The 23,905-nt window shown below is 55.3% G+C and carries 28 protein-coding genes, 1 tRNA gene and 3 pseudogenes; 15 read left to right on the top strand and 17 right to left on the bottom strand.

Annotated elements, in window-relative coordinates:
• Nucleotides 1-64: 64 nt before the first annotated feature.
• Together BM403_RS31840 and BM403_RS03455 are read left to right on the top strand one after the other, a co-directional pair.
• Nucleotides 65-223: a hypothetical protein gene (locus BM403_RS31840; protein WP_175538044.1), complete on the top strand. Its 159-nt coding sequence runs from the start codon at nucleotides 65-67 to the stop codon at nucleotides 221-223.
• Nucleotides 224-228: 5 nt separating this feature from the next.
• Entirely contained in the window at nucleotides 229-855 is a 627-nt protein-coding gene (locus tag BM403_RS03455; RefSeq protein ID WP_012724892.1) for a helix-turn-helix domain-containing protein, read from the top strand.
• 48 nt (nucleotides 856-903) lie between these two features.
• Here BM403_RS03455 and BM403_RS32105 read toward each other — a convergent pair whose 3' ends face one another.
• The 4 genes from BM403_RS32105 to BM403_RS03435 all read right to left on the bottom strand — a co-directional run bounded on the left by BM403_RS32105 (nucleotide 904) and on the right by BM403_RS03435 (nucleotide 3,674).
• Nucleotides 904-1,407, bottom strand: coding sequence for a hypothetical protein (locus BM403_RS32105; RefSeq protein WP_256577116.1), 504 nt, complete (start codon nucleotides 1,405-1,407; stop codon nucleotides 904-906).
• 270 nt (nucleotides 1,408-1,677) lie between these two features.
• Nucleotides 1,678-1,947, bottom strand: a complete 270-nt coding sequence (locus BM403_RS03445) for a hypothetical protein (RefSeq protein WP_012724893.1) — start codon at nucleotides 1,945-1,947, stop codon at nucleotides 1,678-1,680.
• Between the two features lie 178 nt (nucleotides 1,948-2,125).
• Nucleotides 2,126-2,839, bottom strand: coding sequence for a hypothetical protein (locus tag BM403_RS03440; protein WP_371913991.1), 714 nt, complete (start codon nucleotides 2,837-2,839; stop codon nucleotides 2,126-2,128).
• A 517-nt stretch (nucleotides 2,840-3,356) separates the two neighbouring features.
• Entirely contained in the window at nucleotides 3,357-3,674 is a 318-nt protein-coding gene (locus BM403_RS03435; protein ID WP_046035494.1) for a hypothetical protein, read from the bottom strand.
• Between the two features lie 513 nt (nucleotides 3,675-4,187).
• Here BM403_RS03435 and BM403_RS32100 point away from each other — a divergent pair.
• Nucleotides 4,188-4,583, top strand: a complete 396-nt coding sequence (locus BM403_RS32100) for a glycine zipper domain-containing protein (RefSeq protein WP_370636064.1) — start codon at nucleotides 4,188-4,190, stop codon at nucleotides 4,581-4,583.
• 111 nt (nucleotides 4,584-4,694) lie between these two features.
• Nucleotides 4,695-5,567, top strand: coding sequence for a GGDEF domain-containing protein (locus tag BM403_RS03425; RefSeq protein ID WP_093541576.1), 873 nt, complete (start codon nucleotides 4,695-4,697; stop codon nucleotides 5,565-5,567).
• A gap of 314 nt (nucleotides 5,568-5,881) precedes the next feature.
• Here BM403_RS03425 and BM403_RS32095 read toward each other — a convergent pair whose 3' ends face one another.
• Nucleotides 5,882-6,379 (bottom strand): hypothetical protein, encoded by a 498-nt coding sequence (locus BM403_RS32095; RefSeq protein ID WP_224795926.1) that lies wholly within the window; start codon nucleotides 6,377-6,379, stop codon nucleotides 5,882-5,884.
• Nucleotides 6,380-6,905: 526 nt separating this feature from the next.
• Between BM403_RS32095 and BM403_RS03415 the strand changes: the two genes are divergently transcribed.
• The 4 genes from BM403_RS03415 to BM403_RS31330 all read left to right on the top strand — a co-directional run bounded on the left by BM403_RS03415 (nucleotide 6,906) and on the right by BM403_RS31330 (nucleotide 10,413).
• Complete coding sequence (locus tag BM403_RS03415; RefSeq protein ID WP_046035497.1) at nucleotides 6,906-7,775, top strand: AraC family transcriptional regulator; 870 nt, start codon at nucleotides 6,906-6,908, stop codon at nucleotides 7,773-7,775.
• An 868-nt stretch (nucleotides 7,776-8,643) separates the two neighbouring features.
• Entirely contained in the window at nucleotides 8,644-9,093 is a 450-nt protein-coding gene (locus BM403_RS03405) for a hypothetical protein (protein WP_093541574.1), read from the top strand.
• 69 nt (nucleotides 9,094-9,162) lie between these two features.
• Entirely contained in the window at nucleotides 9,163-9,978 is an 816-nt protein-coding gene (locus BM403_RS03400) for a hypothetical protein (RefSeq protein ID WP_093541572.1), read from the top strand.
• Nucleotides 9,979-10,191: 213 nt separating this feature from the next.
• Nucleotides 10,192-10,413: a hypothetical protein gene (locus BM403_RS31330; protein ID WP_139237937.1), complete on the top strand. Its 222-nt coding sequence runs from the start codon at nucleotides 10,192-10,194 to the stop codon at nucleotides 10,411-10,413.
• Nucleotides 10,414-10,692: 279 nt separating this feature from the next.
• Here BM403_RS31330 and BM403_RS31325 read toward each other — a convergent pair whose 3' ends face one another.
• Entirely contained in the window at nucleotides 10,693-10,965 is a 273-nt protein-coding gene (locus BM403_RS31325) for a hypothetical protein (RefSeq protein ID WP_139237936.1), read from the bottom strand.
• 125 nt (nucleotides 10,966-11,090) lie between these two features.
• Nucleotides 11,091-12,011, bottom strand: coding sequence for a LysR family transcriptional regulator (locus tag BM403_RS03395; protein WP_046035499.1), 921 nt, complete (start codon nucleotides 12,009-12,011; stop codon nucleotides 11,091-11,093).
• Between the two features lie 110 nt (nucleotides 12,012-12,121).
• On the opposite strand from BM403_RS03395, the gene BM403_RS03390 reads away from it, so the two are divergent.
• From BM403_RS03390 to BM403_RS03370, 5 genes are all read left to right on the top strand, one after another.
• Nucleotides 12,122-13,423: a serine hydrolase domain-containing protein gene (locus tag BM403_RS03390; RefSeq protein ID WP_093541931.1), complete on the top strand. Its 1,302-nt coding sequence runs from the start codon at nucleotides 12,122-12,124 to the stop codon at nucleotides 13,421-13,423.
• A 30-nt stretch (nucleotides 13,424-13,453) separates the two neighbouring features.
• On the top strand, nucleotides 13,454-14,317 hold the full coding sequence (locus BM403_RS03385; protein WP_046035500.1) for an NmrA family NAD(P)-binding protein: 864 nt from the start codon (nucleotides 13,454-13,456) through the stop codon (nucleotides 14,315-14,317).
• A 59-nt stretch (nucleotides 14,318-14,376) separates the two neighbouring features.
• Nucleotides 14,377-15,258, top strand: a complete 882-nt coding sequence (lepB, locus tag BM403_RS03380) for a signal peptidase I (RefSeq protein ID WP_093541570.1) — start codon at nucleotides 14,377-14,379, stop codon at nucleotides 15,256-15,258.
• Nucleotides 15,259-15,268: 10 nt separating this feature from the next.
• Nucleotides 15,269-16,093: an aldo/keto reductase gene (locus tag BM403_RS03375; protein WP_093541568.1), complete on the top strand. Its 825-nt coding sequence runs from the start codon at nucleotides 15,269-15,271 to the stop codon at nucleotides 16,091-16,093.
• 239 nt (nucleotides 16,094-16,332) lie between these two features.
• Nucleotides 16,333-16,599 (top strand): Rid family hydrolase, encoded by a 267-nt coding sequence (locus tag BM403_RS03370; protein ID WP_093541566.1) that lies wholly within the window; start codon nucleotides 16,333-16,335, stop codon nucleotides 16,597-16,599.
• Nucleotides 16,600-16,685: 86 nt separating this feature from the next.
• On the opposite strand, the pseudogene BM403_RS03365 reads toward BM403_RS03370, so the two are convergent.
• From BM403_RS03365 to BM403_RS03345, 5 genes and pseudogenes are all read right to left on the bottom strand, one after another.
• Nucleotides 16,686-17,012: pseudogene (locus BM403_RS03365) on the bottom strand (late control protein); the annotation flags it as partial.
• 61 nt (nucleotides 17,013-17,073) lie between these two features.
• Nucleotides 17,074-17,736, bottom strand: coding sequence for a hypothetical protein (locus BM403_RS03360; protein WP_046035504.1), 663 nt, complete (start codon nucleotides 17,734-17,736; stop codon nucleotides 17,074-17,076).
• Nucleotides 17,737-17,810: 74 nt separating this feature from the next.
• A pseudogene (locus tag BM403_RS03355) lies at nucleotides 17,811-18,017 on the bottom strand (tail protein X).
• Nucleotides 17,992-18,837: pseudogene (locus BM403_RS03350) on the bottom strand (phage tail protein). Before BM403_RS03350 ends, BM403_RS03355 begins: the two co-directional pseudogenes overlap by 26 nt.
• Before the next feature lie 9 nt (nucleotides 18,838-18,846).
• Nucleotides 18,847-19,524: a hypothetical protein gene (locus BM403_RS03345; protein ID WP_244886023.1), complete on the bottom strand. Its 678-nt coding sequence runs from the start codon at nucleotides 19,522-19,524 to the stop codon at nucleotides 18,847-18,849.
• Between BM403_RS03345 and BM403_RS03340 the strand changes: the two genes are divergently transcribed.
• Complete coding sequence (locus BM403_RS03340; protein WP_256577115.1) at nucleotides 19,517-20,371, top strand: tyrosine-type recombinase/integrase; 855 nt, start codon at nucleotides 19,517-19,519, stop codon at nucleotides 20,369-20,371. The two genes, BM403_RS03345 and BM403_RS03340, sit on opposite strands and share 8 nt — an antisense overlap.
• Before the next feature lie 116 nt (nucleotides 20,372-20,487).
• Here the strand turns inward: BM403_RS03340 and BM403_RS03335 are convergent.
• Nucleotides 20,488-20,578 (bottom strand) — tRNA-Ser (locus tag BM403_RS03335).
• A gap of 152 nt (nucleotides 20,579-20,730) precedes the next feature.
• Between BM403_RS03335 and BM403_RS03330 the strand changes: the two genes are divergently transcribed.
• Complete coding sequence (locus BM403_RS03330; RefSeq protein ID WP_003174664.1) at nucleotides 20,731-21,402, top strand: Bax inhibitor-1/YccA family protein; 672 nt, start codon at nucleotides 20,731-20,733, stop codon at nucleotides 21,400-21,402.
• 76 nt (nucleotides 21,403-21,478) lie between these two features.
• Here the strand turns inward: BM403_RS03330 and murB are convergent, their stop codons facing one another.
• From murB to BM403_RS03310, 4 genes are read right to left on the bottom strand one after another with little or no spacing between them, the layout of a single operon-like run.
• Nucleotides 21,479-22,498, bottom strand: coding sequence for a UDP-N-acetylmuramate dehydrogenase (murB, locus tag BM403_RS03325; protein ID WP_093541564.1), 1,020 nt, complete (start codon nucleotides 22,496-22,498; stop codon nucleotides 21,479-21,481).
• The gene (locus tag BM403_RS03320) at nucleotides 22,495-22,959 is read right to left on the bottom strand and encodes a low molecular weight protein-tyrosine-phosphatase (RefSeq protein ID WP_012724907.1); all 465 of its coding nucleotides are present in this window, start codon (nucleotides 22,957-22,959) and stop codon (nucleotides 22,495-22,497) included. The genes murB and BM403_RS03320 overlap by 4 nt, the downstream gene beginning before the upstream one ends.
• Nucleotides 22,959-23,723, bottom strand: coding sequence for a 3-deoxy-manno-octulosonate cytidylyltransferase (gene kdsB / locus BM403_RS03315; RefSeq protein WP_012724908.1), 765 nt, complete (start codon nucleotides 23,721-23,723; stop codon nucleotides 22,959-22,961). Before kdsB ends, BM403_RS03320 begins: the two co-directional genes overlap by 1 nt.
• Nucleotides 23,720-23,905, bottom strand: a complete 186-nt coding sequence (locus tag BM403_RS03310; RefSeq protein ID WP_003174668.1) for a Trm112 family protein — start codon at nucleotides 23,903-23,905, stop codon at nucleotides 23,720-23,722. The genes kdsB and BM403_RS03310 overlap by 4 nt, the downstream gene beginning before the upstream one ends.

Genomic DNA, 23,905 nt, shown 5'->3' with positions numbered 1-23,905 from the left:
CGAAATAACCGCCAAGCATTACTGTGGAACCACTGAGTCACCCACGTACCACGAGACCACCCCCATGCAGACATCCGCCACCCTCATCGACTTCACGCTCCACCGTCAACGCCGCCAGGCGCGTGCAGCGGCCGAGTTGATGTGGGCGATGTACGCCGCGCGTGCCGGGCTGGCGGTGTTTACCGCTCAAGCCGCTCCGTCCAGCGATACTCGCCGGGCGTAAGGCCGATGAATTTCCTGCACGTGCTCCCCGAACCGCCTGAACCGCTGCCCAAGCCCAGCCCTGATGATGATGTGATCAGCCTGTGCGTGGCCCACAACCTGCAACGCTTGCGCAGCAAACGGCACTTGTCCCTGGATGGATTGGCGCGGGTCTGCGGCGTGAGCCGGGCGATGCTCGCGCAGATCGAATCCGGGCGCAGCGTGCCGTCGATCAAGGTACTGTGCAAGATTGCCAAGGGCTTGAAGGTGTCAGTGGCGGCGTTCCTGGAAGACCGTGCCTTTGAGGGGGTGGAAGTGTTGCCGGCGCGACAAAGTAAGCGCCTGGTCAGTGCCGATGGCGGGTTTATCAGCCGTGCCTTGTTCCCCTACGATACCGCGCGTCAATCCGAGTTCTACGAGATCCGCCTGCGAGCGCTGGGCGAGGAGATTTCCGAAGGCCACGGCCCCGGCATCCAGGAAAACCTGGTGGTGGCTCAAGGCGTGTTGGAAGTCAGCGTCAACGACGAGCGTTACCTGCTTTCCACCGGCGACTCGATCCTGTTCTACGCCGACCAGCCCCACCGCTACCGCAACCCGGCAGACAGCGAGGCCGTGGCGTTTCTGGTGATCACCTACCCGGAACGCCTGGATTGACATGCAAAACGCCCCGAATAATCGGGGCGTTTTTTTGTGCGGGACCTATCAGCAGGTGCAGCACATCATCGGCATGCCGTTGCAGCTCATCATCATCGGCATGGCGCAGTCGTTCATCATTTTGTTCATGAGCATGCAGCAGTTTTCCATCATGGCCATGCTCATGCCCGGCATCGGCATCGGCATCATTTTGCACATCATACTGTCGCCCATCAGGGTGCATTCCATCACACACTTCATCATCGGCATCGGCATGCCCATCATGGGCATCATGTTCATGCCGGTCATCATGGCCATGGCGTCGGCTGACATGCACATCATCGACATGTTGGCGCACTGCATCATCATCGGCATGCCACAGTTCATCATCATCGCCATCATTTCGGCGTTGGTCTTGAACTGAGCCATGTCCATGCCGGTAGCCGGCTTCATGGTGCACATCATGGCGTCCGCAGCCATTTCGCATTTCATGGTGGCCATCATCATCGGCATGCCCATCATCGGCATCATTGGCATGGCGGTGTTCATCGGCATCTGCATGGCGTTCATCATCTTCGAAACTCCGTAATCGACAGGAAATGAGTAAGTTCTGGGGCCGATTCTAGAGACGCCAGGCGGTGGCGCAAGACGGCGGCAGAGCAGCAGGAATGGATGTTCGCAGGGAAACTTAGTTGAAGAAAACAGCTGCAAACGTTGTGATAACGAGTATTTCGGCGCTATTACGTATGTCATGACTGTCAAACGAGACAAACCGACGCGATGGATATTCGATTGCGCAATCTCGACCTATCTTATGGAAATAAACGATCTAACCGGGCGTACCTAGCGTTCAGTTTCCTTCAACGTTTGCATCAGTTCCTCCGCTTCCGACCCTGGCGGGAGGCGGAAACCGTACATCTCATCCGCCGCCAGGATCTCGCTCAACGCATCGAGCAGTTGCATCTGCGTCGGCGATTCACGCAGCAGTTTGTGTGCGGGCAGTAATAACTCGGAGGAAACACCCTGGACACTCGCTACATCGATCACGGCAAACAGGATAAAGCGCAAACGTATTTCGCGATCCGTAGGCCAAACCGTTTTTAGCTTACCCATGGTGCATGGCCTCCATTTTTCGGAAAAATCCGAGGCTATTGATGACCGCAGGGTGTTTCAAGCACAGGGAAGCAAGATAGGCCGCGTCCTACAGAAGAAAGAGAAATACCGCACCGATCACTCAATGAGGCCACAGGTTCAAGCGTTGTGCTGACGTTGTCGCGTGCCCGTCAAACGGTCATTGCACGGGCAGGAAATTCATCAGCAATAAACTCTGGGCGTAGTTGAGGCCTATGCGTCGATAGCGCTCATCGAGCATCTGGGTCAGCAAGTCAAGGCGCGCAACAATCTTGCCGAACTCCACCGCGAAACTGAGGTTGCTGCCCTCCTCCGAGATCTCATTGGAAAACAACAACAGCACGCCATTCGCATCCTGGCGCTTGCTCAGCAGCCAGGTGGCCTTCTCGATGTTACGCGCGGCGTTGCTGACGAATTCAGGATTGATCGCGTCAGTGATGTAGAACTCGGTACGGCCACCGTGAGCGGTCACGATCATGCTGCCGATGGCATAGATAAACGCCCCGACCCGGTCGCCTTTGAATTCAGGGCTCAAGGAGTAACTCAGTGCCGCCAGGTCACCACGCTCCCCCAGCGCCGGAAGGGTTCGACGCTGCTCGATAGCCTGGCGAATCTCGCGGGCCGCGCTCACAGCGTCCGGGTAACCCGACTGACGCCACTGGCTGGGGTTTCGCAGATAGAGCTTATTCATCAGCAAATACAGGCTTTGCAGATTGTCACGCATGCCCAGCGTTGCCATGCGATCGACACTGGTCTGGAAGAACTCATCGGGTTTGCCATTGCTGAACTGCTTGGCGATATCCCGGCCCTGTTGCTGGCTGCAACCGCTGGCACAGAGCATTAACGCGGCGGCCAGCAGCAAGGGCCGGCGCATCCGTCGAGTGTGCAAACAAGTAAACGTGCGATCCATCGGCACCCGATCTGGTTCATCTGCCCACGCGGGGATCGGCGGGGCTGGGACAAGGATAGAGCCGAGAAATCCAAAAAAGTGCAATGCTGGTGGGGAGATAGTTGTAAGCAGAGACCGCCGGGACGGCGAAAAGACGTATCCGTGACGGATATTTTTTCCAGGGTCTATACTGCTTGTAACAGTTGCGTGTGTTGTCGGCGATTCAGGGTGGCATTTCAACCTTTTAACGGCCTGACACGGTTGCCTACATCGCCCCCGGCATACTCACCAGCAACTGTACTTGAGGGTGACGGCAATGAAACATCCAATTCGAGCACAAATGGTTGTTCAGGTAATTTGCCTGCTTTCGGTGGCACAGCTTTTTTGCTGAGCTAGGTATTACCGCTTTAAAACTCAACCGCAGGCGCGGCGGTGGAAGGTATTGCCTGTGACACACGGGTGAACCGGCCCGACATCCTTTCTGTCGGGCCAGAACGTGCACCTACAGCAAGACCGTGGCGAGCATGCCCAAGGCGCCCAGGCAAAAGCCGATCAATGCGCCTCGCCCGGGGATTTCATGGAACAGCGCCCAGATCACCACAGGCTCCAGCAACAATAACGAGGTGACTGAAACCACCGTGACCACCCAGATGTCACCGACCGCCAGATACCCCAGCCAATAAGCACCCAACAGGCAAAGCCCGGCGAAGCACATCACGGCCACCGGCATAATGAACCCCTGCCATGAGCCGTCACCGGCTTGAGCCAGCCTGGCGGTTACCACCTCACTGTAGATTGCACAAAACTCGCCGATAACCATTAACCCTAGAGCAGAAACTCCGAGTAATTCTTTGGACATATCAAAAACTCCTTCGTATTCAACGCACTGTTTTTCAACTCCCAGCTGGCGATGCCATTGCTGAGGGTTTCGCTGCACAGATACGAAGCAGCCTTGAACAGGCCTGAATGACCGAAGTGCTTTTGCATGCTCATGTCCTTCAAAAGGGGGTGAATCTCAGCGCCCAGGTAAGGCGCACGTGGTGATCATACGTTCCGACAATCACGGTGAACAACCAGCCCCCCAAAAGCACCGCAGACGCCTGATTGTTTTGGCGTGTTTGTATAGGCTCGCGGCTCTAGCTCTCGACCAAGCGACTGAATTTATTGCGGCACACCTTGTTACAACCATTTGAGCCTGGACATTGCCCCCTTAAGAACTTCGGCCGTTTGTTTCAATCCTAATGCCAGGCGTGCTTTAACCCATGAGCGCCTGCTGACAACCCATAGAGGTTCAAAAATGAAAATGACACTACCCGCCCTGGTTTTAGGCGTGATGATTTCGCAAGGAGCGATGGCTGCCGGAGACGGTACAGCCGCTCTCGGAGGCGGCGTTGGTGGTGCACTTGGCAATATCGTAGGCCAGCAGCTTGGCGGCTCGACGGGCGCTGCAGTAGGCGCAGGCTTGGGGGGTGCCGCCGGTGGAGCCGTCGGTGCTCAGAAAGGCAATAGGGCAGAAGCCGCTATAGGGGGTGGGGTTGGGTCTGCAGGTGGATCGCTCATAGGCAATCGCCTCGGCGGCACAACCGGCTCAACTATCGGTGCTGGTCTCGGCGGTGCTGCAGGTGGCGCGCTCGGCAACAACCTGGCGGATGATGAGAGCGGTCATCGATCGGACGGCAAAAAGCACAGAGGCAACAATAAGCACAAACATAAGAACAAGCGCCACTGATAAACCGGGGCTCGACGGGCATGAACGGCATTAAAAATTTGCAGGACTGCCCGCCGCCCCCTTCATGATAGGGCTATGATCAGGCCATCTGAACCGGACGCCCGACGCCCCATGCCCGTTGACCTGCAAGCTCTGTATCCAAAACTGATCCACTTGATGCTGGATACGGTCTTCGTCGTCGATGGCGAAAACCAGATTGTCTTCGTGAGCGATGCCTGCGAGGCACTGCTCGGCTACCGTGCGCAAGAGCTGACAGGCACCCTGATCACTCACTACATGCACCCTGAAGACCTGGCGCGCACGCGCGCCTCCATTGTCCGGGTCATGAACGGGCAACCCCATGTCGACTTCCGCAACCGTTACCTCCGCAAGGATGGCAGCGTCGTGCACATCCTGTGGGCGGCCTTCTGGTCCCAAGAGGTGGGTGCGCGAATTGGTGTCGCGCGAGACATCACCGCGCTCACCCAGGCCGAGGAGGAACTACGCTTCCTCGCCCACCATGATCCGCTGACCGCCCTCACCAACCGCTCACTGTTCAATGCTCGGCTGGACCACGCCCTGCAAACCGCACGCAGTCAAAACCACACGCTCGCGTTACTGTTCCTGGACATCAATGACTTCAAGGGCATCAATGACGTGCATGGACATGCCATGGGTGATCGCGTGCTCTGCGTGATTGCACGACGACTGGAGCGCTGCGTGCGCGAGAACGACTTGGTGGCCCGGATGGGCGGCGATGAATTCACGGTGATGATCACGGATATCCAATCACCGGATGCGGTTGCCGGGAAGGTGGCGCAGATACTTGCGGTCATGGCTGAGCCGCTGGGGCCTGAGTTTGGCGGGGTGAAGATGCCGTCCTGCAGTGTTGGCGTGGCGTTTTATCCGGGGGATGGGGAGGATGCGGATACGTTGCTGAGTCATGCAGATGGGGAGATGTACCGGATAAAGCGGCAACGATTTGCGACTGAGGGGCGCAGTTAATCGAGGTCGACTGCCTTGCCGACTGATCCATAAACCGATACGCCGCAGATCATCTCCACCTTTCGGATACTGCAGCACCCTCAAGGCAATCAAACCCTTCCGGGGCACCACCTGACCTTTCTAGACCAAGTTCCAGACCAAGAAGCGCTCGCGGCGGGCCTGCTGATGTTCGCCAGCCTAGCCGGCATCGGCGAAGGCAGCCTGCTTCATCGGCGCTTAACCGTTCGATTCGCGTGAGGCAAGTATTTCACCAGAGAGGGAAGTCTTTTTCAGCGCTTCTTAACCGGCAAAAGACCTACCCTGACGTGGAATCATTATTTTGCTTGGCGAAGCACAAGCTCCGACAGACGAGTCTTAACCCGGAAGCAGAATTCGCGAATTTGAAATTGATAAGCGGGCATAACCATGTAGTTCAAATCAGGACCTAATGAGTCTTTGACTTCCATGTACTTGGCAGTCTTGACCGCAATGGCTTGGTATTCCGCCTCGTATTTAGCGTAAGACGCTTTGTTATAAAGCTTTAAAACATCGATTTCTTTACGGCATTGCTCAGCGCGATTTTGGTTAAGGTTTGTTTCTGATTCTGCCTGAGCGGCCTTCGCAGAGGTGGCGATTGGGGCGTCAGTGCTGGCGCTCGCAGGTACAGCCTCATATCCCGCAGGCGAGTGTGCTGGTGTCGAAGGTGCGACTTCAGAGGGTGATTGCTGAACGACGGCAGGTGGAGGAGCCACTTCAGGTTTTTCTGGGGTTTTCGTAGCGCATCCCGCGAGAGCAAGTCCTACCACTACAACGATGCCACACATTTTATCCATCGGTTTCACCAAGAGGTATTTATGGTTGGCTGAGTCGTTAGGTTCTGGGTAAAAGCAATAACTCGTTCAATGATCGAGTATGAATTTTCTACCAGCCTCAAGGCGCTCAGCCTCTCTTCCTTGAGTGCGCAGGTGAACGATAATAGTAAAAAAACAAAGAGATGACGAGTAAAAGCTCGCCAGAAAAGCCACAAATTTAATGGGCCAATTACTGGGAAGCCAAGCTGCGCACGCGCCCTGATTGTGCCGCGTCGCAAGCGGACAATCGCTTTCGCAAACGGCCACGATGAAGTGGGGTGCGGTGCACTTGTATGACGCCGAACTGAAACTATCCGCCGCGCCTGCCTTGGCGACGTGTCACGGACTTACGCATGCTCAATGGAAGACGTCGCGAGGGTAAAAGGGGGTGGTCACTCATCTACGGGTGTTCCCCTCCCCGCAACCCGCGTTGAGCAAACCCGGCTAGGCAGGCTACCGTCGCTATAGTCGACGCTATTGCCGACCGTACTTCCAGGAGCTTGTACCAGTGTCCGACACGCCGATCAACGTCGCTTACACAAAGCGCTTCAACGCCGTACTCGCCTACATTGATGAGCATCTCGAAGATGATCTGTCGGTGAAGACGTTGAGCCATGTGGCGAATTTTTCGACGTTTCACTTCCATCGCCAATTCACCGCGTTCGTCGGCGTGCCGGTTTCACGTTATGTGCAACTGATGCGGCTACGACGCGCCGCCCATCGCTTGGCCGCCGTCGCGGATCACTCGGTACTGGAGGCGGCACTCGGTGCCGGTTTCGACAGTCCCGAGGCGTTTTGCAGGGCGTTCAAGCGAGCGGTCGGTATGACGCCGAGTGCGTTCAGGAAGGCGCCGAACTGGCAGGTCTGGCATGCGGTGTTCACCATCCCTCATTTTTCCAGGACTATCATCATGCAAGTACGAATCGTGGAGTTCCCCGAAGTCCGGGTCGCAGCGCTTGAACATTGCGGCCCCCCCGGGCTCGTCAATGAGAGCGTGAGCAGGTTCATCGAGTGGCGCATGCAGAGCGGGCAGTCGCCGGTGGCATCGAGTCGCAGCTTTGGCATTCCCTACGGCAACCCCGACACCACGCCAGCAGAAGCATTCCGCTTCGCCATTTGCGGCGAGATTCACGAGGCGGTGGAACCGAATGCGTTCGGCGTGCGCGAACTAGTCATTGCTGGCGGTCGCTGCGTCGTAGTGCGGCACGTGGGGTCACCGGACCACATCGGCGAATCGATCTATCCGATCTACCGCGATTGGCTGCCTGCCAGTGGCGAAGAACTGCGTGATCAGCCACTGTTCTTCCATTACCTGAGCGTGTATCCGCAAACACCGCAGGATCAATGGCAAACGGATGTGTATGTTCCGTTGCAGTAACGGGGCGAGCTGCTTTTTGCAGCGTGGCTGACGTTGGCGAGTCTCCGTTCAGGGGGATAGCTTTTTGTGAAAAGCTGTAATTGGCCAAAAGTAGACCGTCAGCCATTCCATTGATGAGCCTAAATCCGGCGTCGATTGGCACTGGCATGGGGACTGTTATTTAATTTCGTCCCCACAATTTCGGCGGCTACGTCAAATAGCAAAAGACGACAATCTTCCTCCGACAAACCGAGGTGGGTTGCTGATAAACCTACAAGTAGGTTTTCCCTCTTCCAGGAGCAGGTTACGTTTGGCTCTATCTTGAACTTGAAGGACACCGGCGTATCAGAGGGCAACAAGTCCCCCCCTACTCTTTCGCCATCACTCAAGAGATACATCGATAGAGTTTCTCGCTCGCCAAACCGTCATTCTAGAGAACCTATGTCTCCCAGATATTTCTCGTCGTTGAAATAGTATTGGTCGTGCATCATCACGCTCAGTCGCTTTCCCAAGAGCATAGTGGTGCCGCCACAGGCAGTGGCGAAAATGAGTCACTCAACCTATGGACTATGACTAGAGTGATAGCCGGTAGCGGCAACCAGGACCACTGCGCAAGCTATTGAAATTGAAGGGTTGCAGGCTGGATATGTGTTAGTTCCTGCAGGTTGTGAAATCTTTATCCATCCGATGTGTCAAAAACAGCAATCCTTGGCTTAAAGAATTCTGGTTACCTGCCGCTATAGAGGTTGAGTCTTGCTGTATTTTCTATACAAGACGAGGGAAAATGCTTTCGCGTCATGGATGTATGACCTAAAGCCACTATCCTTCTGCATCAAGAAGGCACTTGTAGTTAAAGTGCTTACCGAAACGCGGCAAGACATGAGTTATAGTGATTATCAAAATTAAAGGGATATTTATGAGATTCGCTAAACTGTTCGGGGCAGCAACTCTATTCGCCTCTATGATTGCATCTGCCCAAGCAGGCACCATCGTCACCGTGAAGGTGAAGAACTCTACGACCGGCCCAGCCGCGTACACTTTCGAGTACTTTTCAGGGAGTGTAGCCCCCACCCCAAGTACGATTCTGCCGTCTGCAACGACAACATTTGCCCTGACCAGTGTCGCGGATACGGTTTCAGGAATGCGGTTTGTCTATACGTCAGGTAATAAGAAATGTCGTTTTGCAGCAAGCCACCAAGTCAATCCAACGACTAAAGCCCCTAGCTGGGCTAAAATGGGCACTAGCACTGGTTTCGATAACGCTACTTGCAATGCAAATATCACAGCAATTCAATCGGCGCCCCCCTATAACTACACTGTCGAATTTGAAATCAAATAATCCGACATTTGTATAGGAACCCTAGCTGAAGATAGCTCTCGAGCTATCCTCAGCGCATGGAGTATCACCATGGACATTTCGATCAAATCGTATCAAGCAAGTACACAGGCAAAGGTTTCCACACAAGAGAAGCTTCCTTCGTCCAACCCTGTAAATTTACCTTCAGGGGATGCCGCCCTCAAGACGACGGAGACCGTCACAATCTCCGATTCTGCACGGGCACTGTACGCATTAAGTAAGGCTGATGACAAACAAGCCTCTATGTCCAATAGGGATTTAAAAGGACAATATGCAAAAGGTCAGAGCGATATGTACAATTTCGGGCAGCGGATTGCTGGCGGGAATCTTAATAATGAGTATCTACTCCCCAAAACAGACGACCCTGCCCGTTTGGCGTTAGGTCAGCAGTCACTGGATTACGCCATTGGGCTTTCTAAACTCCCTCCCGAAAAACTTCCAAACCCATTTGAAGGTATGGCCCGAAACGGGCTAAGCAATATTGTTTATGATGATTCAGGAACCTATACGGATGCTGAACGGTATGCCGCTTATGGGGAGCTTAGTAAGCAGGATGAAACATATTTTTCCAAGTTGTACGCCACTATAACGAACGGCGGTGACAACAGTGAAATCTTCAAAGGCATCATGGACTATTTCGATGATCTTCCAGGGGTCGAGAAAGCGGCATACCCTGATGGTTTTAGGGACAGTATAAAAAGTCTTTACCAAGAGCAGTTAGGACAATCGGGGCCGCTCGCCCTTCTCCGGCAATCGACTGAAAACGACTCTGATAAATTGTCACCGAGCCTCTTCAACAAGGAACAATCACCGGAGCAGATGTTACAGGCCGTCTTAGAAAAAGCGATTGCTCTTTCAACGGTCTGACCAGTCCAAAGCAACCAATGTGTCAGTGCACGGATTAATTAGGAACGTCAGCATGGCTCGAGAACGGTCACGGCCATAACAAAGCACTGGTGCAGGCGTTGGGCGTTGAAGTGGAGCGTCAGCAGGATTTCCGATTTACTCTGCTGGAGATCGCCGACCTTCACTCCATGCCGCAAGAGATTGATGCACGATGTTGGGGTATGGTGCTTTCCGATGGACGAGTCCGTTGAAGATGAATGCACAGTCCGACCTTGTGTTGAGGAAGTAGGCTTGGCGATGATCGTGCGAGCCGAATTTTGCGATGCCGATGGCACTCGCTATCTGGGGTACGTGCACTGGAGTCTGGTTGAACATATTGGCCATCGACAACCCACGCTGTTCCTCAATGACGGCACAGCTCTCTCGTTCTGGGGAGGAATTGTTAAACCCTCCTGAGATGAAGCGAAACGGATTTCTTTCCCTATCACATTTAAGTCTGAACCATTGCTCGGGCTCACGGCCGATGGTTGGCTTCCTGGAAGGGATGTATTAGTTAGATAGCAATGACCAGATTTCTTGTCTTTCGATAGGTTAAAGGTGAGGACAATAGCTACCCTAATCTGGCTTACAGCAGTGCTTGAAAGCGGCAAAAAAGCCAAAGCGAGTCGACCGGTTCTGGCCGTCTTCTGCCTTTCGTGAAGGACAGAAATCGACCCAAAGCGGACATTCCGTCTATTACAAACCGAGACCAGAACGCCTAGGGCGTGCGTTCGTTCGGACTTTTTGTGGATGGTTCAGTGGCAGGATCTGCGCGATGGCAAATCCGACTTCGAAACAGGTGAAGCCGAGGATCAGAAAACTGGCTCCATGGACTACCGCGAATAGTTGCCAGACAGTGAACAGTATTCTCGCCAGTGCGTCATATAAACCAATGCTGCGGCTCGGCTGTCGTAGCCGGCAGAGCGACCAGACCACCACCACACTGCCCGGCAGGTTGGCAAATAGCATGACGGTAATGTCTAGTGTCGGGACTGGTCGGTCCAATGCAAGCACGCCGGATACATTCGCTCGTAATGATATGACTGGTGGCCGGTGCAAGTTGGATGAGCCTCAAGATCAATGTCATGGGGGAGTTAATCCGATAGAGGTGCTCCCTCACGCAGAAACTCACTCACGAAATCGATGAAGGCTCTGACCTTGGCAGGGGGTAAATGTCGAGATGGGTACAGGGCGTAAAGATCAAACTTCTCACCTCTCCAGCCTTGAAGTAATTCAACAAGATGACCTTGGGCGATAAGATCCTTCACCCCGCTGGCTTTGATGCGTGCAATACCTACGCCCGCCAAGCACGCACCTATCAGAGTACCTGATTCATTGACCAATAATCTGCTGGTGGTCTTGACCGGCATCGTCGTTTTTCCCCTTGTGTACTCCCACTCCATAGGCAACCCGGTCATGGTGCTTTTCATCTGAATACAGGAATGGTGAATCAGATCAGAGGGTGTTTTAGGAGACCCGTATTTACTCAAGTAGTCCGGCGAAGCGACAGTGACCGTACTGGTTTCCAGCAATTTGCGTGCGATCAAGGTAGACGACGGTGGTTGGCCGAAGCGGATCGCAATGTCGAATCCTTCTCCGACCAGATCACCCAGTTGATCGCGGACGAGGAGTTCAAGGGAGATCTCTGGGTACAGCGTTAAAAACCTGGACAAGTGGGGCGCCATCATCCGACGGGAAAAGTACGTATCGACATTGACTCTCAGTCGGCCCCGCACGGCAGTGGATGCGCCGGAGGTTAAGTTGACCGCATCACCTATCCCTGCCAACAACGGACTTATTTCTCCGTAGAGCATGCGTCCTTCATCCGTTAGCGTCACTGACCGTGTTGTTCTATCGAACAGTCGTACGCCGATGCTTGTCTCTAGACGTCCAACAGCGCGGCTGATGCCAGAGGGCGACATGCTCAATGCTTCAGCCGCCCGCGCGAAGCTGCCACTGTGAACGATAGCGGCCAGGACACTGATGTTTGAAAGCAGGCGACCGTCAAAACTCATCTCGCTATCCACTCGTGCGTAAAGGTCACTAAAGATGTGACTGGTTGGGCATTCTGTCAATGATAAAAGGTAGCTACTCTGGCCCTGTCTTCAAATTCAGGTCCTTCTCCATGCCATACGATCTCACTCGCCGGAACATGCTCAAAGGTGCATCGGGTCTTCTGGTTGCGTCGGCCTTTGCGGGGTTGACCGAGGCCGAGGCGTCAACTCAAACGGTTTGGTCCACACCCAAGCCAGATGCTTCATTCAGGTCCATCGACCAGGCACTTGATGCCGCTGTTCGAAATGGCACGGTGGCGGGTGTCGTAGCAATAGGAGCGACAAAACAAGGCGTGGTGTACGAAAAAGCATACGGCAGCGGTAATTTGAAGTCGGGAACGGCGATTTCATCGCAATCGGTGTTCTGGTTGCTGTCGATGACTAAAGCGATCACTGCAACTGCGTGCATGCAGTTGATTGAGCAAGGGAAACTGTCGCTTGACCAACCAGCGAGCGAAATTCTTCCGGAATTAGCGTCACCTCATGTGCTTGAAGGGTTTGACGCATCAGGACAGCCTCGTTTGCGCGCGGCTGCTCGGCCCATCACCGTGCGACACCTTTTGACCCATACCTCTGGATTTACCTACAGCGTATGGAGCGAGGCGTTGGGCGAATATGAAAAAGTTACGGGTATGCCTGATATCGCCACGTCCAAAAATGGCGCGTTCACGGCTCCTCTGGAGTTTGATCCGGGAGACCGCTGGGAGTACGGCATCAGTCTGGACTGGGTGGGGAAACTGGTCGAGGCGGTGAGTGGCCAGTCATTGGAGATCTACTTCAAGGAAAACATTTTTTCACCACTGGGCATGACCGATACAGGCTTTCTTATAAGTAGCGCTCAAAAGCAACGGGTTCCCACTCTTCATATGCGCCAGCAGGATGGATCGTTGAAGACAGGCCCGTTCGAGATGCCTCAGCGTCCTGAGTTTTTCAGCGGCGGCGGCGGTTTGTTCAGTACACCTCGAGACTATTTGAAGTTCCTTCAAATGCTCCTGCACCGTGGCGTGTTCAACGGTTCGACCCTTTTGAAACCAGAAACTGTCGCGACGATGTTCCGCAACCATATCGGCGACCTAAACGTCGTCGAGATGAAGTCAGCACAACCTGCCTATTCAGAAAGCTTTAACCAATTTCCTGATACCCCGCACAAATGGGGGCTGTCGTTTGACATCAACAGCCAACCGGGGCCCAACGGGCGAAGTGCGGGTAGCGGGAGTTGGGCCGGGTTGCTTAATTGTTATTTCTGGCTAGACCCGGTCAAGCAGGTGACCGGTGCGATCTTTACCCAGACACTGCCGTTTTATGACCCAGCAGTAGTGAAGCTTTATGGACAGTTCGAGCATGGGCTTTACGCCGGACTGAATAAGGCTTGATGTACTTCTAACACCTAAGGAAACAGAACTATGTATGTCATCACGGGTATCACCGGAAAAGTCGGCGGCGCAGTGGCACGTGCGCTTCTCTATAATCGTCAAGCTGTTCGCGCGGTAGTAAGAGACCCGGTAAAAGGCGCGTATTGGGAAGCTCTGGGGTGTGAAGTCGTCATTGCCAATATGGATGATGCCTCGGCACTTACCCGCGCATTTGAGGGCGCGAGTGGTGTTTTCATTCTTCCGCCCTCCGAGTTCGATCCAGCCCCAGGTTTTCCGGAAGCGCGTGCTGTCATTGATGCCGTGTCACAAGCAATCGATGCTGCCAGGCCAGAGAAAGTAGTGTGCATCTCCACCATCGGTGCCCAGGCGGCTCAGATCAATTTGTTGACCCAGCGTACGTTGATGGAGAAGGCGCTGAGCGCACTTCCAGTGCCGGTTACCTTCCTGCGTCCGGGCTGGTTCATGGACAATGCGGCGTTTGATATCACATCAGTTCTTGAGCAAGGCATGATCAACAGCTTTCTTCATCCGCTTGATAAACAGGTGCCGATGATCGCGTCGGCTGACGTCGGTGAAGTCGCTGCTGGATTGCTCCAAGAGCAATGGACGGGTGCGCAAATAGTCGAACTGGAAGGCCAATGGGTCTCGCCTAACGAGATGGCGAAGGTCTTCGGTGAGATCTTGGGCAAGCCTATTTCCGTAGAAGCGGTCCCACGCGAAAGCTGGGAGCCAATGTTTCGCGAACAAGGTGCTCTCAATCCGTTACCGAGGATGCAGATGCTAGACGGTTTCAATGAAGGGTGGATTGAATTCGAGCGCAGCGCTGATGTTCGGATGAAAGGGAAAACGACGCTTAAAACGGTTCTTAAAGGTCTTCTTTTTCAGTCGAAATAAGCTCACGTGGCTTGCCTTTTATCGGGCACGGCGCGGCGAACGAATTGGGTGGAAGTCAGATGGATTTGGATTTTTCGTTGGTACTATGCGCTGTGCTGGCGGTGACCGGCATTGCGAAGATTCTTGATTTCGCAATCATTGATAAAAGGCCCGGTATTGAGGCGCCTGCCGTCATATCAGGTGCGGCTAATAACGGGGTCGGCCGTGTTTTAAGTTGGGCAGTGTACGGTGTGCGATTTTTATCCAGTCTGTTTGCAGTCATTCTGGTGGTCTTCATTATCCGGTCGTTCATTGTCGAGCCATTCAAGATTCCGTCTGACTCCATGCTGCCGACACTGGAATCGGGCGACTTCATCCCGGTGAACAAGTTTGCTTACGGACTCCATATTCCTGTCATGGGAACAAAAATATTGAGTCATGGCATTCCTGAACGGGGCGACGTCATTGTTTTCCGCTACCCACAGGATCCCCGTATACACTATATAAAACGCATCGTGGGTCTGCCGGGCGACACCGTCGCGTATAGGGATAACCAACTTTTTGTAAATGGCGTGAAGATTGCCATCGACTTGGTGCCTGGCCGTTTGGATACGCCAGTGGGTCTATCCGCCAACAGATACAGTGAAACGTTGGGGATTCACCCCCATGATATTTACGTAAATCCAAGAGGCGACCATAACATTTATCCAGTCTGGAAATTTCCTCATATAGAAAACTGCATCTATGGGGCATCAGAGGTCAGCTGTCAGGTTCCCGCAGGCTACTACTTTGGAATGGGTGATAACCGCGACAATAGCGCCGATAGCCGCTATTGGGGATTTGTGCCGGAAGCTAATATCGAAGGCAACGCTTTTGCTGTCTGGCTGAACTTTCGGAAACTTGGAAGAATTGGTCTATTGATTAATTCGCTACGGCCTTCATCGCTGGATTATATAGATTAAAGGTGATTTGATGAAACGCTTGATCTCTAAAAGTTTGACTATTCCCCGTTTAGGTTTTGGTACGTTCCGTATGCCCGGTGACGGCTGCCAAGCGGTAGTCGAAAGTGCTATCGACGTGGGTTATCGGCATATTGATACTGCGGCCATGTACGACAATGAGGCGTCGGTAGGTCGTGCACTAGTCGCATCAGGTATAGCGCGCAGCGAGCTATTTGTTACGACAAAAGTGTGGCACGACCAGCTCGAGCCAACCGCGTTGTTGAAATCATTCGATAAGAGCCTGTTAAAGCTTGGGTTGGAATACGTCGATCTTTACATGGTTCATTGGCCTTCGGCATCCATGGACATGGCAGCCCTGATGAAGACCCTCGGCTCTTTGCGTGATAGCGGACGAATTCGGGAACTGGGGGTGTGTAATTTCAATATGCCGATGCTTCGTACCGCGATCGATGAGTTGGGTGCATCCGTTGCAGCGGTTCAGGTCGAATACCATCCATTCCTTGATCAGACTCGTCTTTTAACCTTCCTAAGGGAAAGAAATATTCCATTGGTCGCGTACGCGCCTCTGGCTCAGGGTAGAGCGGCGACTGATCCGACGTTGATGCAAATAGGCGCTAAGCATGACGTCTCGGCAGCTCAGGTCGCCATCGCGTGGCTACTTGATCAAGACGGTGTGATCGCAATTCCGAAAGCTCAGCGCGCCGAAAGTCAGAAAGCGAACCTGGAAGCCCTTGCGGTGAAACTGGACGACGAGGATCGGCAGGCGATCGCATCTCTCGCTAAAGATCAGCGCTTTGTCCAGCCTCCGTTTGCTCCTGATTGGGATGCAAAGTGATCCGGTAATTAATCGATTAGGAAAATTATTCAGACGCTTCTATAAATGTCTCTGAATCGATTGCAGCCCGTCATGTCGGGTTGCAATCGACTCGTTCTGTAGGTCCTGGATCGTCGTTTTAGCAAAAAAGGCAATCACAAGGAAACTGGATGGTTGCATTGCATTGGTCACAGGCGCCATCAGATACATGAGACGAAAAGCAGCATTCCCATACGCCATCCCTTCTAAACGTATATTCGATAGGCGATGAACATACATCAGTAGCAGACCAGGCTCATACCGCACTATCACGTGTCGATTCGCTCTTGAAGGAAGTAGAGTCGTCAAGTGAGCATCTGCTGCAAGTGACCATTTTGCTGGCTGACATGGCTGACTTTGAAGCCATGAACGAAGTCTGGGACGCTTGGGTGCCAGAAGGACATTCACCAGCACGAGCGTGCAGTGAGGAAAAGCTGGCTGTTTCGCGATTGCTGGTCGAATTTCTTGTCAGCGCTGCTAAAGCCTAAAACAAGGCAAAAACTGTAATCATGGCGAGCGATTTACGCTTAACCGCGCTCGTCTGAGCCTACGCAAGCGATGAGCGCGTCAGTCCATAATGTCCGCTTCTGGTCTTGCCGCTACCGCGCATGTCGCTGGCCTTGCCGCGAATGACCAGGGTGTCGGGCGGGCCGGAGACCTCGATGTCATCGACCGTGTAGCGGCCCAGGCGGGCCAGTGCTTTGCTGTCGTACCCAAGGTAAATCTGTATCGCAGCCCCTTTTATGGAGAGGGACACTACGCCGTCGCGGTAATCAATGCGCAGCTCGAACTCGTCCGACTCCATGCCAGGCTTGTCGAGAGTACGCAGTAGCAGTAGACGATCATTGATCAGAGCCGTGATGTCGGTGCCGTCAGCGACAATCCTGAAAATAGGTTTCAAAAAGGAATACCCCATATACGAAAAAGCCCCGCAGAGGCGGGGCTAATTCAGCGATTAACAGCTAGAAAGCTTCGACAGGTTTCATTGCAGCTTCGGCGGCTTTATTTGCTTGCAGCTTTGGAAAACTGAACCTGATTATTAGAGCAGAATCGGCCCCCTCACCGGTGAGAATAAGCTCCGCAGCCCGCACGTTATCAGGCAATGCGGAGAGCTGACTGCTCATATTTCGGTAGCCCTTGTTCTGTTCGACACCTTCGTAAAAGGTGTAAGTCAACGTATCGCCGTTTAGTGCGCGGGTTTCGTAAATGTCAACTTTTGAGGTTAGTTCCTCTTGGTTCTTCGCTGTCGCAGAAGCCTGAACAACATCGAGCAGCGACTTGCCATCGGAAAGCGAGGTGAGCTTAAAGGTCTTTGCGATAGAGCCTAAAGCCGTAGCATGCAGATCGTTATCGAACGGACTGAACAGAGAAAACATAACCAGCTTCGATCCGGAAAAAATCAGGGCTGCTGTAAATTTGTGACCGATGAAATCTACGTCATCAAGACAGCGTGCTACCCCTCCCACCTCGTCGGAGCAGTCGTAGTACCCCTTCGCTTCCTTGAAGCTGGATAACGGAGCACCATAGGCATAGCTTTTGAAAAGGTTGTCGGCGGCTACCGCGCTCAAGGAACTTAAAAAGAGCCCCATTCCCATCAACGTGCCTGCTATCAATTTCTTGCTCATCAAATCACTTCCCTATGAAAAACCACAATCAGTAGTGGCTGGATGCTACCAACCTTGTCCAGTGGTTGTCTTCCTCAATCCCATAGCTGCACCTGCTCTGCGACAGCATCGGCAAGATCAGGAAAGGTGATCAACAACCCTGTGCGCAACGGCTGCAGCTCATCCGCCAATAACCGATTGGCCGCGAGCACCGCCTCAACAGTGCCATTCAGGTGCCCGTAATGCTGGTATCACAACGTATCCAGCAGGTCGCCGTCAGACGTTCTGCATATCATCGCCATAGCGTGTGAACTCCAAACTAAAGGTTTGCTTGCTCGGGATCCCGCCAGCCAGCAACGCGCCCTGCTCTTCCTCCAGACTGCGCAAGCACTAGGTCCCGAGGACTACGCCGTAGCCGGTGGTCAGGTTCAACGGCAGCAACTGGGCACCGATGGAGCGGAGGGTGTCCAGCTGCTTGAGGCTGCCTTTGAACGTGGGGAATATCGCACCCTTGAAGCTGAGTTTTTCCTCCCCCATACCAATGGCCTGCTGCGCCGGTCGACGACTGAGGCGCTCTTGCGAGGCCCAGCGAAATTCCGTCTACCGGCGCAGTTCATCGAACGCCGCCGTGTCGAGGTTGAAGTAGAACGGCTGGGCGTTCGTTTGTAGCGGCTGCAGGATCAGCAGGTGCGGAAACGGTTTAACCGCTTCCGCCAAGGGCGTGGCATTTGGCGCCAGGACGCTGGTGGGCAAAATGTTCGCCAAGCGCGGGCTGACCTTGCCGGCCATCTGGTTGATTGCGGTACTGGCCTGTGCGGCTTGTTCCTTCAAGGTGCCCAGGCGCTCATCAATGGTCGATATCGCACGGGTCGTTTTGCTGTAGGTCGATAATACCGCGCCGACCCTGGACTACGCCGCATCGATACCGCGCATCACCCGCTGCAGCTTTTCACCAACACCCGGCGGCACACCGGGAATGCTGGACAGTTCATCGGCCGCCCCGGTGATCTCGCCAATGGCGCCGTTCACCGGGCCGATCATGCCGTCGATGCTGTGTCGACCCGCCTCCCCAGCCTTGACCAGGGATTTGAAACCGGACTGCAGTTGCTCCATGTAAGCCATGACAACACCTTAAACGTGAGGGGCATCGAATAGGTTGCGCCGCGCCTGCTCCCGGCTGAACTCCTCGAACAGCTGACGCATGTACGGCATCATTTCCTGCGCCAGTTCCCGTGGATCCTTGACGTCGCCCTGCACCGTCACCGGCATGGTAGGGGCGAACGTCCAGGCCTGCTCAACGCGAGCAGGATCCGGTTTCGCGGCGGCGCCGGCGCTGAGCAACGTCAGGACTGCTGCAGCTGATGGAGCAGTCGCCAACGACCGGGCAACGTCCCCCATCAATGGGCCGGTAGCCGGAGCCGGTGCCAGTTGAGCAAACCGAGAAATACCCGGCCCACTGGGCTTCGGCAGCAGCAACGGCGAGGGCTGAGCCAAGCGTTCTATCGGTTTATCCGGCCCACCGAATGCAGCCTCGCCCACAGCACTGCCCAGCTCGCCGCCGCCCCAGCTACCGAGGAACCCGCCAATCAGCCCGCCGACGAAGGTGCCGATCACGGGCACCACCGAACCAATTGCGGCACCTGCTGCAGCACCGGCCAGCGTGCCGGCCAATGTCCCTGCAGCGTTGCCGTAGCCTTCGGCTTTTTCGTCGCGGGTCTCTGCATTCTGATAGGTATCAGCAGCGATCAACCCAGCCTCGATCAGCGCCATGGGCGCCCCGACCTTGGCGAAGCCGAGCCCCTTGCCCATCATCGCCTTGGGCGCGAATCGACTAGCCGTAGCGCCAAGCGGCGCTGTAGCCACAGCGGTGCTGGCGGCTACCCAGAAAGACAACCTGGCCGAACTTAAACAGCTACGCCCCACATTCGATGGGGCTCCCATAGACTCCATGACGCCAGCAAATATCGCCGGGTATCGCGACGCACGCACCGCCAAGGTTAGAGCCCACCGAGAAATCGCCCTTCTGTCTCACGTGTTCAATATGGCCTGCGAGTGGGGTCTCACTCCTTGTCAAGGCGTCAGGAAGAACAAGGAGGTTCCACGCGACTACTATGCCAATGCGGTGGTTTGGGACGCGGTCTACGGTATGGCGGGCCCCGAACTTAAGGAAGCCATGGACCTGGCCTACCTGACAGGCCAGAGACCGGCCGACGTAATCATCATGCGTAGCGACGACACCGAGGGCGATTACTTCTTAGTCACTCAAGGTAAAACCGGGCAGAAACTCAGAATTTTGATGCGGACAGAATCCGGAGAAAACAGTCTCGGGAAATTGGTTAGAGAGATAACCGAAAGGAATGCCAACCACCCGTCCAAGTACCTACTCATCAACAAGCACGGTAAAAGGATGACGAAAGGAATGTTGCGCCTACGGTGGGACAAGGCAAGGGAAAAGGCGCAGCAGAACGCGCTGGATAAGGGCGACCCTATGCTCGCAGCAAAGATTGGAGGGTTTCAGTTTCGTGACATCAGACCCAAGGCGGCATCGGAAATCATCGATATTGGCGACGCCAGCCTACTGCTGGGACATAGCAAGCAAGAGATTACCAAACGGGTATACAGGAGGATTGGCGCCACTGCCAAACCATCAAAATAGGCAAAATTTCGGAACGCCTACCCGAAAGTTTCGGAACGCCTATCAAAAACCGCCGTTGCCTACTCAAACCCCAGAAACACAAAAGCCCCGCATTCGCGGGGCTTTCGTTTGAATCTTGGCGGGAAACCAGGGATTCGAACCCTGGAGACGCTATTAACGTCCGCCGGTTTTCAAGACCGGTGCATTCAACCACTCTGCCAATTTCCCTTGTGCGTCACGAGATTATAATAGCCCATCCCGTCTCAGCGGGCGCCATAATACCCGAATGAAACACACTGTCAAACTCTCGCCATCGCTTGTTACAGAGCGTCTGTTATGATCTTTGCGACTGAACGTTTCAAAACCGAAGGAGTGTCGCCATGCGCGAACAGAATTACGCAGTGAATGGCAACGCGCAGGCTGAGCAGCTTGAAGTCAGCCGCGTGTTGCGCAACACCTATGGCTTGCTCGCCCTTACCCTCGCCTTCAGCGGCGTGATGGCGTTCGTGGCGCAGCAAATGCGCGTCGGCTACCCGAATATCTTTGTCGTGCTGATCGGCTTCTATGGTCTGTTCTTCCTGACCAACAAGCTGCGTGACTCGGCGTGGGGCCTGGTGTCGGCGTTTGCGTTGACCGGTTTCATGGGCTTTATCCTCGGCCCGATACTCAACCGCTACCTCGGCATGGCCGGTGGGGCGGAAGTGGTCAGTTCGGCGTTTGCCATGACGGCCCTGGTGTTTGGTGGTCTGTCGGCCTACGTGTTGATCACCCGTAAGGACATGAGCTTCCTGGGCGGCTTCATCACCGCTGGCTTCTTCGTGCTGCTGGCGGCCGTGGTCGCAGGCATGTTCTTCCAGATCAGCGGTCTGCAACTGGCGATCAGCGCAGGTTTTGTGCTGTTCTCCTCGGTGTGCATCCTGTTCCAGACCAGTGCGATCATCCACGGCGGTGAGCGTAACTACATCATGGCGACTGTCAGCCTGTATGTGTCGATCTACAACCTGTTCATCAGCCTGTTGCAGATCTTCGGCATCATGAGCCGCGACGACTGATCGCTAGCGCAATAAAAAATGCCCCGTATCGACAGATACGGGGCATTTTTATTTCTTACGTATCGAGAGCAGCCGATCAGTACTGGTTGGGCTCCATTTCCAGATCGACCTTGAAACGCTGTGCAATGTCGCGCTGGATACGCTGGGCCAAGTTGGCGATATCGTGCCCGGTGGCACCGCCGTAGTTGACCAGCACCAGCGCCTGCAGCGTGTGCACCCCGGCATCCCCCTCACGAAAGCCCTTCCAGCCGGCCTTGTCGATCAGCCAGCCGGCCGCGAGCTTCATCTGCCCATCGGCCTGTGGGTATGCCACCAGGTCCGGATACAGCGCCTGCAGTTCAGCCGCCACCGCCTGGGCCACCAATGGATTCTTGAAGAAACTCCCGGCATTGCCCAGCTCTGCCGGGTCCGGGAGTTTTTCCCGGCGGATGCTGCAGATGGCCCGGCTGACATCGCTCGGCGTCGCGTCGGTAATGCCCTGCCCTGCCAGACGCTGCTGCACCGGGCCGTAGTCGAGTGTGAGGTGGCGGGCGCGACTCAGGGCAAAACGCACCCTCAGGATCAGCCAGCGCCCGGTCTCGTGCTTGAACAGGCTGTCACGATAGGCGAATTTGCATTCTTCCAGGCTGAAGTCGCGCAGTTCGCCAGTGTGTCGGTCCAGGGCGGTGAGGCCGACGAACACATCCTTGATCTCCACACCATAGGCGCCGATGTTCTGCATGGGGGCTGCGCCAACGGTGCCGGGGATCAGACTGAGGTTTTCCAGGCCGCAGAACCCCTGTTCCAGGGTCCACAGCACGAACGGGTGCCAGGCTTCACCCGCCTCGGCTTCGACCACCACCTGCGTGCCGTCATCGTGCAGCACACGGATGCCTTTGGTGGCCATGCGCAGCACCAACGCCTGGATGTCCTGGGTCAGCAGCAAGTTGCTGCCACCGCCGATCACCAGCAATGGCACCGCCTGCGCAGCTGAATAGGCCAGGGCCTCACGGACGTCGTCGTCGCTGTGGGCCTCGGCGAATAGCCGGGCACGTACGTCAATGCCAAAGCTGTTGAATGGCTTGAGCGATACCTGCGCAAGCACCTGCAAGGTCATAACCGCCCCTTCAATTCGATCACCAATAAATCACAGGCACGTTCGATCAAGTCCAGGACCCGTTCGAAGCCTTGTTCACCTTCGTAATACGGGTCGGGGACTTCGTCCACTTCAGCCTCGTAGCGGCGCAGGAACAGGTCCAGCTCCGCCTTGCCCTGCGCCGGCTGCATGGCCTTGAGGTTGCGCAGGTTGCTGTGGTCCATGGCCAGGATCAGGTCATAGCGCGCAAAGTCGGCGCGCGAGACCTGCTGGGCCCGCTGGGCCGACAGATCGTAGCCACGCACCAACGCCGCACGCTGGCTGCGTGGGTCCGGCGGGTTGCCGATATGCCATTCGCCGGTACCGGCGGACGCTACGTCGACCTGCCCCGCCAGCCCCGCTTCACGCAATTTATGGCGCAGTACGCCTTCTGCGGTGGGCGAGCGACAGATATTGCCCAGGCAGACAAACAGGACCTCCATCAGGCCCCCAGCAGGCGACGGACGCGCTCAAGGTCTTCCGGGGTGTCGACACCGGCCGGCGGCGCTTCCAGCGCATCGCCCACGTGGATGCGCACGCCGTGCCACAGCGCCCGCAGTTGCTCCAGGGATTCGGTGTTTTCCAACCAGCACGGGCCCCAGCTGACGAAGTCATGCAGGAAACCGGCGCGGTAGGCGTATATGCCGATATGGCGGCGGTAGGGCACGCCTTCCGGCAACACATCAGGTTGCTTGGCAAACGCATCGCGGGCCCATGGCAAGGTCGAACGGCTGAACGTCAGCGCCAGGCCGTTGATGTCGCTGACCACCTTCACCACGTTCGGGTTGAACAGGGTCGCGATGTCTTCGATCGGCTCGGCCAGGGTCGCCATGCGGGCTTCGCCATGGGCTGCCAGGTTGGCGGCTACCTGGTCGATCACGCTCGGCGGGATCAACGGCTCGTCACCCTGCACATTGACCACGATGGCATCGGGCGCGAGGCCAAGTTTTGTGGCGACTTCGGCCAGGCGATCGGTGCCGGAGTTGTGATCTTCACGCGTCAGTACGGCTTCGGCGCCGAAGCCTTGGCAGGCTTCAATGATACGCGGGTCATCGGTGGCCACCACCACGCGCTCGGCGCTGCTTTTGCAGGCCTGTTCCCACACCAGCTGGATCATCGGCTTGTCGCCGATCAGTTGCAGCGGCTTGCCCGGCAGCCGGGTCGACGCATAGCGGGAGGGAATGACAACGGTAAAGGCTGTGGTCATTTATCCAGGCGCTCATCGGTGGTCAGGGTGCGGGCTTCGCTTTCGAGCATCACCGGGATGCCATCACGGATCGGGTAAGCCAGGCCGGCGCCTTTGCTGATCAGCTCGGTTTTGTCGGCGCTGAGCTTGAGCGGGCCTTTGCAGATCGGGCAAGCGAGGATGTCGAGCAGTTTGGTGTCCAT

The sequence above is a fragment of the Pseudomonas sp. OV546 genome, assembly GCF_900116845.1.
Taxonomy (GTDB): Bacteria; Pseudomonadota; Gammaproteobacteria; order Pseudomonadales; family Pseudomonadaceae; genus Aquipseudomonas; species Aquipseudomonas petroselini.
Note: the sequence above shows the minus strand (reverse complement) of the source record. Positions and strands in the feature narration are given on the sequence as shown.